Origin of the sequence: Spirosoma oryzicola (assembly GCF_021233055.1) — a bacterium.
Lineage (GTDB): Bacteria > Bacteroidota > Bacteroidia > Cytophagales > Spirosomataceae > Spirosoma > Spirosoma oryzicola.
Genome location: NZ_CP089543.1, coordinates 152,377 through 167,276, shown reverse-complemented (window position 1 = coordinate 167,276; position 14,900 = coordinate 152,377). Strand labels below are relative to the sequence as shown.

13 protein-coding genes are annotated in these 14,900 nt (G+C 47.7%); 4 read left to right on the top strand and 9 right to left on the bottom strand.

The annotated features are described in order from the left end of the window. Positions 1-51 precede the first annotated feature (51 nt). The 7 genes from LQ777_RS28575 to LQ777_RS28545 form a co-directional block, all read right to left on the bottom strand. Positions 52-774: a LytR/AlgR family response regulator transcription factor gene (locus LQ777_RS28575; RefSeq protein WP_232563716.1), complete on the bottom strand. Its 723-nt coding sequence runs from the start codon at positions 772-774 to the stop codon at positions 52-54. Further along, entirely contained in the window at positions 771-2,192 is a 1,422-nt protein-coding gene (locus LQ777_RS28570) for a sensor histidine kinase (RefSeq protein WP_232563715.1), read from the bottom strand. Before LQ777_RS28570 ends, LQ777_RS28575 begins: the two co-directional genes overlap by 4 nt. A gap of 65 nt (positions 2,193-2,257) precedes the next feature. Then, positions 2,258-3,292, bottom strand: a complete 1,035-nt coding sequence (locus tag LQ777_RS28565; RefSeq protein ID WP_232563714.1) for a GNAT family N-acetyltransferase — start codon at positions 3,290-3,292, stop codon at positions 2,258-2,260. A 1,374-nt stretch (positions 3,293-4,666) separates the two neighbouring features. Then, positions 4,667-5,044, bottom strand: coding sequence for a DUF2147 domain-containing protein (locus tag LQ777_RS28560; RefSeq protein ID WP_232563713.1), 378 nt, complete (start codon positions 5,042-5,044; stop codon positions 4,667-4,669). A gap of 389 nt (positions 5,045-5,433) precedes the next feature. Further along, positions 5,434-6,558 carry a response regulator gene (locus LQ777_RS28555; RefSeq protein WP_232563712.1) on the bottom strand — a complete coding sequence of 375 codons (1,125 nt, stop codon included), beginning with the start codon at positions 6,556-6,558 and terminating at the stop codon, positions 5,434-5,436. Beyond that, positions 6,536-8,980, bottom strand: a complete 2,445-nt coding sequence (locus LQ777_RS28550; RefSeq protein WP_232563711.1) for a sensor histidine kinase — start codon at positions 8,978-8,980, stop codon at positions 6,536-6,538. The genes LQ777_RS28555 and LQ777_RS28550 overlap by 23 nt, the downstream gene beginning before the upstream one ends. A 177-nt stretch (positions 8,981-9,157) precedes the next feature. Further along, complete coding sequence (locus LQ777_RS28545; protein ID WP_232563710.1) at positions 9,158-9,565, bottom strand: response regulator; 408 nt, start codon at positions 9,563-9,565, stop codon at positions 9,158-9,160. A 275-nt stretch (positions 9,566-9,840) separates the two neighbouring features. On the opposite strand from LQ777_RS28545, the gene LQ777_RS28540 reads away from it, so the two are divergent. The 3 genes from LQ777_RS28540 (at position 9,841) to LQ777_RS28530 (ending at position 12,138) form a co-directional block, all read left to right on the top strand. Next, positions 9,841-10,344: a hypothetical protein gene (locus LQ777_RS28540; RefSeq protein WP_232563709.1), complete on the top strand. Its 504-nt coding sequence runs from the start codon at positions 9,841-9,843 to the stop codon at positions 10,342-10,344. A gap of 315 nt (positions 10,345-10,659) precedes the next feature. After that, positions 10,660-11,283, top strand: a complete 624-nt coding sequence (locus LQ777_RS28535) for a Crp/Fnr family transcriptional regulator (protein WP_232563708.1) — start codon at positions 10,660-10,662, stop codon at positions 11,281-11,283. Between the two features lie 69 nt (positions 11,284-11,352). Continuing rightward, positions 11,353-12,138: a sterol desaturase family protein gene (locus tag LQ777_RS28530; RefSeq protein ID WP_232563707.1), complete on the top strand. Its 786-nt coding sequence runs from the start codon at positions 11,353-11,355 to the stop codon at positions 12,136-12,138. Between the two features lie 292 nt (positions 12,139-12,430). Here the strand turns inward: LQ777_RS28530 and LQ777_RS28525 are convergent, their stop codons facing one another. Beyond that, positions 12,431-12,745, bottom strand: coding sequence for a hypothetical protein (locus LQ777_RS28525; protein WP_232563706.1), 315 nt, complete (start codon positions 12,743-12,745; stop codon positions 12,431-12,433). A gap of 657 nt (positions 12,746-13,402) precedes the next feature. Between LQ777_RS28525 and LQ777_RS28520 the strand changes: the two genes are divergently transcribed. Then, positions 13,403-13,624 carry a hypothetical protein gene (locus LQ777_RS28520; protein WP_232563705.1) on the top strand — a complete coding sequence of 74 codons (222 nt, stop codon included), beginning with the start codon at positions 13,403-13,405 and terminating at the stop codon, positions 13,622-13,624. A 241-nt stretch (positions 13,625-13,865) separates the two neighbouring features. Here LQ777_RS28520 and LQ777_RS28515 read toward each other — a convergent pair whose 3' ends face one another. After that, on the bottom strand, positions 13,866-14,777 hold the full coding sequence (locus tag LQ777_RS28515; RefSeq protein WP_232563704.1) for an alpha/beta fold hydrolase: 912 nt from the start codon (positions 14,775-14,777) through the stop codon (positions 13,866-13,868). Positions 14,778-14,900 lie beyond the last annotated feature (123 nt).

The following is a 14,900-nucleotide window of genomic DNA, read 5'->3' as shown; positions in this document are numbered from 1 at the left end:
TCATTTACTGGGATAGTATGGGACGGTGTTCGAATTGTCAATGATTATGTTCTACTTTTTCATCACCTTATTTTCAATAAATGTAATAAACTCTTTTCGGTATGTATCTCCAATCGGTATCTCCTGAAGCTTCCCCTGCCTAAGAATGCAAATCGAATACTTATTAATCACCTCTGCCTTATTGACAGGAATGATATAGGATTTGTGAATGCGAAAGAATTGATGTTGCGGTAGACGCATCCCAATATCACTAATAGTTAAGGCGGAATGAAAGCGGTTTGTTTCCGTATAGAACCAGATACCATTCCGCTCACTTTCAACCCAGCATAAATCGCTAAAATCAACCCGTTGTAAATTGCCATCTACCCGGACAAATGTGTAGTTGTCTGGAGCTGGAGAATCGTCTCGTTTAATTCCTTCTAGTAGCTGTTTTGCTCGCTGAACAGCTATTGAAAACCGCTCAAATGAAAATGGTTTTTCAAGGAAGTCAATGGCTTTATGTTCATAACTTGGTGACGCATACTTTGGGTGTGCCGTAGTAAATATGTAATTCTGAGAATCGCCTAGAATTCGAACGAAGTCCAGCCCGTCAAGTGATAAGTTGGGCATCTCCATATCTACAAAAACAAGGTCAACCTTTTCCCGCTCAAGGTACACAATAGCATCACTCGGATTTGTAAAACAAGCTTTTAGGTGCAAGGTGGGTACTTTTTCAATGAACTTCCGGAGCTGATTCACGCAAATTTCTTCGTCATCGAGTATTATACAGGTCATAGCCGTTGATTAAGTAAAAGTAGGTTACAGGAAAAGGTATCATCCGTCTCATTAATATCGAATGAGTATTGCTCATAAGCACGCTCGAGCCGTTGCCGGGTGTTGGTGAGACCAATATGGTTGCTCTCAAACCGCTGCTTTTTATTTTTCAGATTTGAGGTAAAGAACTCAATTCGATCATCGGTGGCCTTGATGTCAACCACAAATGGATAGTTAGGGTCAGTCATATTGCCGTGTTTAAACGCATTTTCTACCAGGCCAATGAGCAAAAAAGGAAGTATGTTCTTTGACTCTACATCACCGGTCACGTTAAATCGTATTTGCAGAGGATACCGTACCTGGTGCAGACTAATGAACTGTTGCATGTAGTTTATTTCCTCGGATAGTCTGGCCGTATTAAAGTCTTCGCGCATGCTGTAGCGCATAATTCCAGACAGTTTAATGATTGAGTCAGCTAGTTCAGGGTCCACCTCCTGAGATCTGATATAAAAATAATTTAGCGTGTTGTACAGGAAGTGCGGATTGACTTGCGCCTTAAGTGCTTTCAATTCAGTAGTCAATGTTTCCTGCTGTTGCAATAGACGCCGTTCTTCGGCTACTTTAGTGGCCTCAATGGCATCCTTTATATCTTCGGTTACTTCTGGTATAATTTTAAACAAATCAAGCGCAACACCGGCGAAATAGTAGGCAGTGGCCGTAGCGACGACGATGAAAATCAACCATGTATTAAAGTATCGCGAAGCTTGTGGCGGATTAAGGTGGTTAGCCTTCAGGATGGCCTGACGGTCCAGCGCCCAAGCTTTTCGTTGAGTTAATGCTGTTTGATAACGAACGGATTCATCGGGTGTCAGGTAGTTATAACGATAGGAGTAGCCCTCTAACTTCCCAAACGTTACCCATACCAATAGCCCGATCACAACAGCTGCCCAGGTGAACATCGCCGGTCGTCCTAATATCATGGCCGCTAACACAATGAGTGAGTGAGCAAGGGCAAAATCGGTCAACAACGAATCATTGGATGGATTACCAATGCCAAGCATATTGGCTACACTCATGAACATGACGGATACCACACTGATCCAGCGTAGAGCATTTTCGGTGCGTTTGCTGTGTTTCAGCGTTGATAGATTCAAGGGTCTACCAAAAAAAGTAAGTTGATTTTCAGCCAACGTGAAGAAAGCATAAATCCCCGAAATAAGGTTAGCTAACCAAACAAGCCCGTATATGAACCAAAGCCGATTGTCAGGTACGTAAGTGCCGGTGGCCAGCTTTTCGCTCGCTAAAAAGAGGGGTGTTAAAATCAGGTACGTAATATTAATGACGTACAATAATCGACGTTGAACGTTAGAAAAAGGCCGTGTCAGCTGCTGGCGGGATCGTTCGAGTAACTGTTTTAATTGCGTTTCGGCTTGGTTCATTGGAAACCGGACTACCTATCTTAGAACTTGTTGGATAAAGGAGATGCAGTAGGATATAGCGTCATTTAGGAATAGTCAAAGCAGGATACATAGGCCGGTTCCTTACCTAATTGAATATGGGAAGGTCGGTCAAGATCTTTTACCATGAGGTGCGTCGTAACACCCGGCTGAAACTGGCTAAAGCGACCCATCTTTGGACTATTTAATAAATTGATTAAAGGGTCCTTCTCGTCAATCTGCCACATGGCGGTATAAACATCAAAGTGAGCCAGTACACTTTCCAGCAAAACAGGTAGCAGCTGTGTCTGGCCTTCCGCAATATAAACGCCTTCAAGCGCGACAAACGACTGTCTTGCTGGATTGAAGAAACGACGCAAGCCAGGTAAAAAGGGAGCTACATAGTGAATGAATGAGCCGAACTTCCCTGGGATGTGGACTAACTTCCAGATGATTAGATTGGCCTGAACCCCTACGAGTAGATGACCATCTTCTTCAAGGGCAAAGTAGTTGTTTTTATAATTGATGTTCAAGAAGTTCTGAAAGCCATAGTCGGTATACTGACGTTGAACTAGCTGCAAGTTTCGACTTGAGTCGGTTAATGAGGCCTGGATAAAGCGGGTATCTTTATGGGGCGAAAAGCGTCTGAACATAAAGGTTTTCAGCCTGGCTATCGATGTAAAGTTTTCCTTGATCGACGCGGCCATGGAGCGGGTGTTCCTAGATTCGATGTAGGAATAGAACAGGTGGGGAGTCGACACATGCTGATTAACGTAGTTGACAGCCGTTGTTTTCAATAGTTGGCCGTACCCGCGTCCCTGCACGTTTTGATGAACGGCCAGGTAGCGGCCGTAGTAGCCCGAGATGGAAGCGTCAGGAAAACCAACGGCCCGTTGATCCAGACAATATAATCCAATCAACGTTTGATGTTGGTAAAGGTGAAAAAAGAAGGGATTATTTAGCCGGTTTAGTTTAGCCTCCTGACCCGTTTGCTGATAACGAATACCTTCGGTACCATAAGTTGTTTGCTGGAGCAACGCTATTGCCTGCTCATCGGCATGGGCCGAGACGAGTAGTGTTAAGTCGGCGTTGCGATAAAGCATTGTTGGTTCAGAAGGTGCAAAATAGGTTGACGTCACAATGAATGAAAGATGATTTACTATTAAATATAGTCAAATAGTAGAGTAATGGTTTCACATGGCCGACGATCTTAGATGCCATCTAAATGATCAATTAGGGTTTGTCCTGTAGAATATACTGTTCGTCCTGAATTTAAGCCGAGTTGGCACGATTGCCGATTGATAAATTTATTTGTCTGTAAAATTGCTGTTCGTTTGTAGCCATGTGCTGGCAGGAAAACTTGAAAATGGAGCTACAATCGTAGTGCGAACTATGTTAATTTCTGAATCGACTTATTTATTTACTATAGCCTCTTTACACCAACTATCCCGTGATCTGGCTACGCCTAATTATGTACCTACAGCTACTCAAAGACTAATTCTTGAGCAGGCACTCCGACTCCTTGATCAGGAGCTAGGCTTTCATGCTGCTGAGCATCCTGAGTTTATTTTAACTTTTGATAAGGGGTTGGACTTCTCGGGTTAGCCTAACGACAGTATTGTTTTTAAGGGGGAAACTGTTTTGATCACATTTAAAAAAGGTCTCTTGGTAGCTACCATCGCGCTGGCGACCGCTGGCAGTTCTTACAAATAATTATGGAACTCTGTTACGATCAATGCTGCTTTAAAAATCAAGCCAAAAATTTCCGTAACATAGGGTAGCTCGTTACTAAATGATTTCGCAGAAAGAGATGCTACTTCAACGGCGGATGATTCAGACTGCGGTCATTTGAGAGTAAATCAGTCTCAAAAACTCAGCTAAAATGTGAGATTTTGAATTTGATTCTTGAGATAACAATTTGAGACTGGACATAGCTAGAACTGACCCCATTGGTAGAAGTTCAGCGACGGTCGCTTAAAACGGGCATTTCGAGAGTCACTTTTACTACATAGTTTCACTGATAAGAAAATTAAGTAAGCAATGGTTTAATTGAGCTAATCACGTTCGTAATCAAGAAAATAATCCGCTTAAACGCTTAAGATTAAGGCCTGTAAGTCGATTCTAAATGCCCCCTGATGGCAGTTAATGTAAACTAGGCGGGTTTAAGTTTTTGGGAACTGTATTGGATGACCTGATCGACGTAATGAACCGAAGTAGGATGACGGCTTTGCCCAAAGGCCAGCACCGAATGATTATGCAAACATCGCCGACGGTCGGCCGTTGCCCTGCGATTACTGAATTGCTGCGGTGGCGGACCACCTCTTCTCATTTTCACCGCCCGGTGGCCTGGCCCTTTTATCCACTTTCATTTGGCGACGTCCACGTTTACTTGACGACATACCGTATTAATAAGGCCCTTTTAGAAAACAAAACAACCCATTTCTCTCTTGTTTATTTAATCCTAGCATAAAGAAATTTCAGCGTTTCAACTCATCGTCAGTACGTAACGGAGCCATTTTCATTTTGACTCGGCCACATCGCAGGTCTGTATGAATAACCCCCGTTTTTGGGTGCTCTAATTCACCCGCTGACCAAGCTTGTCCATCATACGTAAGGTTACGAATCAGGGGTTTATCTCTCACCAGCCCATAATTTTTCTCCCCTGCCTGATCGACTTCGGCAACGCGAGCGAAATAGCGAGCCCCTATCCGATAGATTTCGACGCTGGACCCTTTCGAGGGAAATAGCCACCGGCCTAAAATCTGGTCGGCTTGAGGCACGCCACTTATGCCCCCCAGCATAAAGAAAAGCAAAAATGCCAGCCAAAGCGGGTTTCTAGTTCGTACTGTTTTCATAGATTTGCGATAAGTTTGTACGGGTCCGAGGGGCGCAATTTTTGGTTAACTTCAGCTAAATTGTATAATTCACTGCTAACTAATAAAACGTCCGGCTTTAGGCTCATCCGTATGCCAAGGTATTGATGATCAGTTAAAGCAGATCTCACGGTGCCAGGGGCAAACGTTAGGTATAATCTATACCCATCAGCCTGGTCAATAACTGATGTTCGTTGACAGTCTGACGCGTTTTGGTTTTCCGAAGTTGACCTACGTAGTTGCGTTGACCCAGATCCCAAAGGTTGCCTGACGGTGTCAGCTTATCTATGACAGGCTACTCTAAAGGAAATGATGAATACCAGCAACCCAGGTAATCTTTATCAGCTTCAAGACTGATCAACTTCAGCTTATCAGCGCTTAAGATGAGTGAGTTTGTCAATGTCAAGCAACGTAATCTGGCTGGCATTGATTTCAATCAGCCCTTCCTTCCGTAAATCGCCCAAAATACGAATGACCGTTTCGGTTGAGGCTCCTACCAAGTGTGACCAGTTCTCACGCGACAGAGTCATCACTGAGGACGTGTTAGCGTCCGGATGGCCGAAACGGAGGCTTTCTGACCGCACCGTATCGCCGGTGGTGCGGCCTTCCGACTGCGGATAAAATTTTCGCTCAACCATCAACAGAGCTTCGGCCACTCGTTTGCGGACCGATTGATAGGCAAGCTTCAGCAGCCGTTCTTGAAGCTCGGCGACGTCGCCAGCCAGCATCCGAAAAAATTGGTTGGCCACAGCCGACTGGTGATCAAGTAGGGTCTTCAGGTCCGCTTTGGGAATACTACAGACCTGCGCTTCTTCCAGTAGTTCGGCTGTCTCGGTGTAGGGCTCTTCTTCCAGTAGCGCCCGGTATCCCACAAAATCGCCCGGACCAACTAGGCCCGTGATGTATTCATTCCCGGCTGCATCCGCCTGGAAAAGTTTACCCTTTCCCTGCTGGATAAAATACACCACAGTCGGCCTGCTCCCCGCCGTAAACAAACGGTGTTTACGGTTATAGTGTGTCGTTGGGTAATAATCGCACAGAAACTGGCGGATATCGTTTCCCTCCAAGAGAGCTTTCGTCAGGTGGCCTAAGGGGATAGAAACCTCAGCGGGATGGGGCGGTACCGCTGCGTCTTTTTTGAGCCTCAACTCCACTGCATTGAGCAGGGTAAGGTCGTCGAAGGGCTTGGTCAAGTAATCGTCCGCGCCCAGGTTCATGCCCGCCCGAAAATCAGCCGCTTCGACTTTCGCCGTCAGAAAAATGAACGGAATACCAGCTAAGGTGGGGTCCTTTCGCAGGATGTGCAAGACGCCGAAACCATCGAGTTCAGGCATTTTAATGTCGCACAGAATCAGGTCCGGGTGGATTTGGCGGGCCTGTTCGATCCCCTCCCTGCCGTTAGCCGCCTGAACGACCTGATAAGGAGCTAACTGGAGGATTTCGCTGATGTTTTCCCGCATTGCCGGGGTGTCTTCAATCACCAGAATGGTTTTCATGGGAAGGGGGGGTTAGGGGGAGGTGGACGGTGAAGATGGTGCCCGAATCGAGCTGGCTGGTAAAGCTAACGGTTCCCCCCAGCAGATCGACGTAGCGTTTAACCACATACAGGCCCAAACCCGTACCCGAGACGTGATTGACGTTACGGGCCCGGAAAAAATTAATGAACAGTTTATCCTTGTCGGCGTCAGGAATGCCGATGCCCTGGTCGCGGACCGTCAGCTGGAACTGATCGCCCGCCACGGCCGTACTCAGGTCGATCGCTTTGCCATTGGCCGAGTATTTACTGGCGTTAACCAGTAGATTGATAAGAATATTTTTAAGCATTTGTCCGTCGAGCGAAACAGCCGGTTCACCCGATAGATGGGTGTAAACGATGCGCTGACCAGGTTTAATCAAGGCCTGCATATCGTCGATGACTTCCTGGCAGAAGGTAACAATATGCAATGGCTGCGGGCAGCCGTGCAGGGTGGATTGTTCCATCTGACTAAGCGAGAGAAAATCATTCAGCAGTCCGGTTAGCCCATGCACCGCCGATTTGATACGCTGCACGTGCCGCTCCCGTTTATCGTCCTCGTCGGGGCCGTTGTAGCGACCGATCAGCGAGGCCGACGAGAGAATGGTGCCCATCGGGGTGCGAAATTCGTGGGAGGCTAGGGTGACAAAGTTAGACTTCAGCTCGTTGAGCTCGCGCTCCTGCACCAGCAGCCGCTCGGTCTGCTGACGGATCAGCACCTGTTCGGTTACGTCGGTTCCAACCACGACGATGCCGGAGATGGGGCCATCGGGCCGGTCGCGCAGCGGTTCGTAAACGAAGTTAACGTAAACGGGTTGAACCTGCCCGTCGCGCTGAAAGGGTACGGGTAATTCATGGCCCACAAACGGCACCCCGGTATGCAATACGCCGGTTAGCAGTTCCTCAAACCCATGCCCGGCGCTTTCGGTTAGTACCCCGAAAATTGGGTTGCCCAGGAGTTGGGCTTGGGTGCGGTTCCAGAGGGTACAGATAAGCGGATTGGCCAGTTCGACCACGAAGGTGGGACCGCGCATAATAGCGATGGCCACCGGAGCCTGTTGAAACAGACTGCGCAGCCTGGCTTCGCTGACTTCGGTTTGCTGGCGGTCCTGCCGGGCTCGGGTTACCTCGGTGGCGATGACCATGGTTCGCTCGATGCCCCCCTCCACGTTCCGCAGGGCATCGTAGACAAAGTTGAAGTACACCGTCTTCAATTGGCCATTACGCTCCAAGGTGACGGGTAGTTCGTGGCCCTCGAAAGCAAAGCCGGTTTTATAGACACCCTGTAGGAGTTCTTCAAACCCCTGGCCGGTGGCTTCGGGTAAGACGGTAAATAAAGGCTTGTCGATTACTTGTTGATGGGTACGTCCCCAAAGCTGGCAGATGGTCGGGTTGGCCATTTCGACAGTGAATTCGGGGCCGCTAAAGATGCCCACGCCCAAGGGTGTTTGTTGGATGATGGCACTGAGCAGTCGTTCGTTGCTTTCCAAGCGTTGGCGCGCCCGCACCGCCGGGGTAATGTCGGTTACGATGATGATTACCCCCGTAATGGATTTATTGGTTTCGTAGCGGGGTTGGTACACAAAGTCGACGTAGCTTGTTTCGAGCTGGCCACGGCGCATCAGGTGGACAGGCGTTTCTCCACTCTTGTAGGCGACGCCCGTTGTTGTTACCTGCTTCAATCGCCCCTCAAAGCCCTGGCCGGCCAGCTCAGGCAAGGCCTCCAGCAGCGGTTTGCCTACCAGTTGGTTGGCCGGTCGTCCAACAACTTGGTGGTAAAAGGGGGTGGCTAGTTCAACGGTAAAGGCGGGGTCCAACCCCAGAATAGCTACCCCGACGGTTACCTGTTCAAATAGAGTAGCCAGACTTAGTTCTTTTTTCCGCCCGGCTTCTTCAAGCTCCTGCCGTTGCCGCCGGCGTAGCCAGGAGTCGGTCGTTTCGGTAGCCAGGCAGAAGACGCCCCCAATGCCGCCCGATTCGTCGTAAATCGGGCTGTGGGAACAACTAAAGTAAGCCGCCTCGGGTAAACCGCGCCGGTTGACCAGCAGCAATTCATTCTCCGACCAGTCCGCTTCACCCCGTGTGAGTACAGCCTTAAGCCTTGGACCCAAAGTAGCCCATATTTCGGGCCAAACCGCACGCCCTTCACTGCCCAATGCTTTGGGGTGCTTATCGCCTAGAATCAGCCGGTAGGCATCGTTGTAGAGCATCACGTGTCCAGATCCCCACCAGATCAGGGCGGGCGTGTGGGCATTGAGACACACGCCTACAGTAGCCCGCAAGCTCGGAGTCCACTGGTCAGGAGCTCCAATGGAGGTATTTGACCAGTCTTTGTTACGCATAAGGTCGCCTAGCTCCCCCCCCCCGGCCAAGAAAGCCCATGTTGCTGCTTTATTCGGCGTCATCGTACCTTATTTACTAAACTAGGGTTGGGGCCGGTTCACCGGTTTATACCAACTTTTTATTAATTGTCTAATTTTGACCTACTTAGTAACCACAAAAAGTACCGCTTCCTATTTTATAATGAGGAAGCGGTACTTTTTGTGGTTACTAAGATCCTACCGGCTAATTGGCGAGCGTGCCTAAAGAAAACCGCTGACTGATCGGGAAATTTGGTTCAGGTGGGCGTAAGTATGTGGTTTTTCCAGACACATGCTGGCCCCGTTTTGGTAGGCTGTCGCCATTTGAGCCGGTTCGACCGAAGTTGAAAGCATTACGGCCGGAATGTGGCGCAGTAACGGATTTGCTTTGATGGCCCTCAGAGCCTCTAAACCGTTTACTTTGGGCATGTTCACATCGAGCAGGATTAGGTGGACCGGTTGGGGGGCTGGCTGCTGGCTCCAGGTATCGAGCAGCGTTAGCAGTTCGCTCCCATCCTGGGCTTCGACAACTGTCACCCAGGGGTAAACTTCCTGGAGCGACTGGCGCATAAAGTACCGGTCATCGGCATCATCGTCAGCCATGTAAATGACGGTTTTAGCGTAGTCCATTGAGTAAGTTCGCGTTAAACAAGTGACAAGTGATAAGAACGCTCAAAGGTGAGGGGGAGCGGACGGTTTTTCTATGACCATTGATAGTATAGACTATGATTGTTCACCGACTGAACTAAACCAAAGCGTCGGCTCATCATAATCAGAACGGGCCGGGTAACGGTCATGCAGCCGGGTGATGACGGTCATAGAGCATACGGACTAAGGGTCGTACATTTGGTTAGATGGCGTAGTCTACTCGTCTTCCTTGCAGAGTAAATCAACTAAAGGTCAGCATGATGACACAGTTACTAACGGTACGGGGTCTATTTAATAATGCAGCCGAAGCCCAGCAGGCGATTCAAGGCCTGCTGGCTATGGGCTTTAGCCGGGAAACCGTTGAATTATCGACCCATACCGGCTCGCAGACAACTATCGGTGACAGCACCATCGCAGGGGGCCAAGCTGATGCCAGCAGTGGTCGGTTCTTTTCCTCCCTCTTTAGTAGCCCGGATGAGGTCTGGTCCCAGCGGAGACCTGCTGGATGGGTCCGCTTCCAGCTACTCCAGATTCGTACCAAAGAGCCGGACAATAGTGATTCAACCGTGGTCGGATTGTCAAGCGTGTCCCAGCCGGTCCATCGGTGCGATTCCAGGGGAAGTTTGATAACGGTGAAAACCCAAACGGCCGCTGAAGCCAAACAAGTGGCCGATCTACTGGAGACTGCCGGTGCTGAAGACGTAATTGTGGATAAAGGCGTAAACTCCGGGCAGGAGTCGATACGCCCTAGCGCAGCTTAATAAGATTCAGCTAGACTAACTTAGGCAACCGGGCCGATTTTGGTAATTTCAGAGGATAGCTCAGGCATTTTCAAAACTCCGGTGCTTGATCTGTTACCAGTCAAGTATGAAAGAGAGTAAACCCGTGTTCATCTAACTGGCCTTAACAGTTATTAAAATAAGCGTCTCATTAATCGCTCCCAAGTGAGATGAGTACCGGGCGGTTGTTGCAGATCTAAGTCAGTGCCCTAGACTATACCCGTGGATAGAGCGAACGGGCCCGGTGCTGATAACTTATATTTGCTTCATCTCTTCAATCGATCGGCATTCGTGTACATGGAAAACCCAACACCACCCCTAGCTTTTGATCCCCACTCCGAACGAATACTGTTTTACTTGCAGCGCTTTAAAAACCTGACGTATGAGGAGTTAGCCACTCTGTTACAGCTAGCCAAACCCCGGCACCTGGCGGCTTCAGAGGTGTATATGCAGCAAAACAGTACCCATCGCAAAATCGCGCTTATCTTAAAGGGATTGATCCGCGTGTATACGGTCAAGCAGAACGGGGATGAAATCACAACCGAGTTAAACTGGGAAGATCAGCTTGTGGCTTCCCAAGATGCCATTTTCCTCGATAAACCATCCCGGTTTACCTATCAGGCCATGGAGGATACCGACTTACTGGAGATTGAATATGATGCCCTTCAAGCCCTGCTGGAAAGCACGCCTAAGTTAGAAAGCACACGCAAGTACTTTTTGATGACTATGCTCGCTCAATCAATGGATCGGATCGAATCGTTCGTATTGCTTTCACCCGAAGAGCGCTATCGCCAACTGGTTGAGCAAAAACCCAATATTATCAATCGGGTCCCCAATAAATATATTGCCACCTTTCTGGGCATCACGCCCGTGTCATTAAGTCGGCTAAGAAGACGAATGGCTAGCCGGCATGAGCGGTAATTATCTTAAGTTAACGAGCCGGGTAGGCCAGAGGCAGTAGATTTATAGCCTCATTAGAACCCGTCTGTCATGGAGCATTCATTGAAAATCATAGGGGGTACATTTACCCTGTTAACCCTGCGATATTTCGTTTTAGCCGGCATCCCATTTCTTATTTTCTATTTAGTCTTTACCCCCTACTTTGCCAAGTCGAAAATTCAGCCTAAAAATGCCATCAATAAGGACTTTATTCGTGAAATCCTGCATTCCCTGCAATCCACAGCCGTCTTCGCCCTGGTTTCGTATTTAGTCCTGCGTACCCCCTTCAGGAGCTACACGCTGGTCTACGATCATTTAGCCGACTATCCAGGCTGGTGGGTGGTGACGAGTCTGGTGCTCAGTTTAGTTATTCACGATACATATTTTTATTGGCTGCACCGGTTGTTACACCACAAACAGCTCTTTCGGTTGACCCATCTGTTGCATCACCGATCAACTAATCCGTCGCCCTGGACTTCCTATTCATTTAGCTTTCTTGAATCCTTGGCGGAAGGAGCGGTCCTGGTGGTCATTGCTTGCCTGATACCCATGCATGCTCTAACAATCGTGTTGTTTGCGGTCGTTGGATTTGTGATCAACGTGTATGGTCACCTAGGCTATGAGATAGCTCCACGCTGGTTTCGGCATTCATTCCTTTTTGACATTCTCAACACGTCGGTACACCACAATCTGCATCACAGTAAATTCAAGGGTAACTATGGTTTGTATTTTCGTTTTTGGGATCGGCTATTGAAGACGGAGCACCCGGATTATGTGGACGAGTATGATCGAATACAGGCAAAGCGATTTGATACGGCAAAAAGCGCTTCTATTTAGGTCCGTTAAGCAAATTTTCTACCCAATTCCCGAATGGGAAATAATTGAGTTATAAGTAAACTTCTTAACGACTGTCGATTTGGTATCAACTCAATCGTTTCGTGCTGGCAAATCATTAGGTCAGTGGTGTAAAGGAGGCATAGTACCATCGTAGTACGTATGCGACTAACTAGAGTTTACAGTTATTAAAAAAAATCGTCTCCTTAAACGCTCCCCCGTGAGACGAATAAGCTTTAATGGGTCAGCATCATAAATTGGGCGTTTCGTGAAATAGAGACGTGAAACCCAATCATTAATTATGCGTCGTAAACTCCACCAATTTTCGTTTAAGAGCGCTTTCCTCCTTAAGATGGCATTCTCGAATAAGGTCCCGCTTCTGGCTATGCTGTTGTTTTAATTCACCAACTTCTTTTGATTGCTGAGTGATTAAGAGACTACGTTGATGGGTATCCGTGATTTTATCAAAGGCTAACTGATCACGCTCGATTTTGTGTTTACACTGTAATTGGTAGAAAGCTTCCGTTTCGGCAGTGGTCGTGTCGTTCCACTCTTTGAGGTGTTTATTCGACAGGAGCTGCTGTTGAGTTGAGTATCCTTTGCCAGCCATAGCTTAAAATAGTTAAATATTTCCAACGATTCTAACTAATTTAAACCTGTTTAGTATACCACTACGACAGCCGAAATGAGGTAATGGTCTCATAAAGATTAAGTTATATGGTTATAAATTGCAAAGGAACATAGGCTATGAACTAAACCGGGGTGACGACGGTCAGCCGCTGTGGCCACTTCACAGGTATCAAAAAATAATCGTCCTATATAACGCTTACTCAACTGGACGCTGACCTATACTTATCGTTATTACTTGATTCATACCATCTTCTGCCAAAACTGTTCATGGAAAGACCGCTTTTCCTAAATGACTGCCAGGAAAAATACAAAGCTTGAAAAAGACAGGACAGGCTATGCTGACCCCTATTTTAGCGGTAAAATACTATTTATAAGCCCGATTTAGATTGCCTTTAGGATCATCGTTTGTAACTCTGTTTACCAGCTAACGAAACTCTGTTAAAGACCTCATGCACTGTATTGCCTTTGGAGCGTTTAATTGAGATCTTGAAGTAGACGATCAGGTGCTAATAAGTGAGGAATAACGGGTTAAAAAGATGCAACTACGATATCATTGCAAACTAATAAGTCCAGCGGATAGTAGTAAATAGCGGTCAGCTTGTATCTTGGCCAGTACGTTGACCAAATTCGTATTACTATGAAGTTATATGTAGTGGAAGCCGCCGAGACCCTGGAATTGCTCGAGTCGCAAGTGGTTGATCGATTGTCCAGTGGCTACGAGCTAGTCGGAGGTGTCTGCTTTAATTCGATGGATCTCGTTTATATTCAGGCTATGTACTTGCCCAAACTCGATAAGCAAGTTGATGCGTTGATAAAAGAAGAGAATGGCTATAATGAACGGGGCTTATTGGATATTTAGGTATTCAAATTAGTTTTTCTGGCTTTTAGACGATCTCGAATAGGAGCCTTTTCGTGGACGAGATCGCCTAAACTATAAATTGTAATTATTAGAGAAGTAACTAATAATTTGTACTTCAGAATTGAATACCCAAAACTAGTACATTTAGACTATGACTTTAGCTAGTTTATCACCACTAACCTAGAGAAACAGCCCCTAAATCGTAGTAGACATCGTAGATGCCTTCCGGATCAATGTGACCTTATCGTTTCAAGCCAAACGTGAGAAATAGTCCTACCAACAGCACCGCAACACCTACACCAATAAAGACGTTTTCGGTAACTTCAGACTCCTTTGTTTCCGTAGAAACTGGGGTTTGAGGCTCGTAGCGACCCTCCGTAACGGCCAGAATCAGCGCCACGGTTTCAGCCGGCACATCTAGTTGCGGAACATGTCCACAATTCGAAAACCAATGAAGCTGCGCGTCAGGAAACAACGCCAGGGCCCGTTTCGCCTGACTGGGCGGACAAATCCGGTCCTGGCGACCCCAGCCAATGACCAAGTTGGGGATAGAGCCAAGGGGCGCTCCCTGCTGCGGGGGGCCATGGGCCAGACTATCCAGAAGTTTAGTAAAGCTGGGGGTGGGCAAAAACTCCCGAAATTCATTCAGGGCCACTGGAGCCGGGATCGTCCAGGGATGAGCCGAAAATTGCGCGAACAACAGTGTTCGGCTCACCGGATTGCTTACCAGGGGTGGTAAAATCGGTTGAATGAGGCTGGATAATTGAGCTGATAGCCGAACCGAATGATAGAAATAGGCCACCTGCCAGCCTTGCCAGAAACCACCCGGATCCAAGGATACGACCGAACCGACAACCTGGCCCCGCCGGGCTAATTCGAGCACCAATCGGCCCCCCATAGAGTTGCCGACAGCATCAATGCCCAGGAGCTGGTGCTGGCTTAAAAAATCGGTCACCACATCAGCCAGCGTAGAAATAGATACTTCGCCTAGTAGGGCCGGTGATTGACCGAAACCGGGTAAGTCCACGGCAATCACATCCCGCTGAGTAGCCAACTCATCGATAACCAGATCCCAGGCCTTCAGAGAGCTACCTAGGCCATGGAGTAATAACAGTGGTTTACCGGCACCCCGCCGGATATAGTTCAGGGACATACGTAATGGTCAGTCAATCTTAAGTTTGCGCCAATCAACGTACTATGAACCGCAACCGGTGTATATAGTTTAAAGCTGACGGACGGGTTACTACAAACTTAAAGGGCGGCACACGTATTGGTC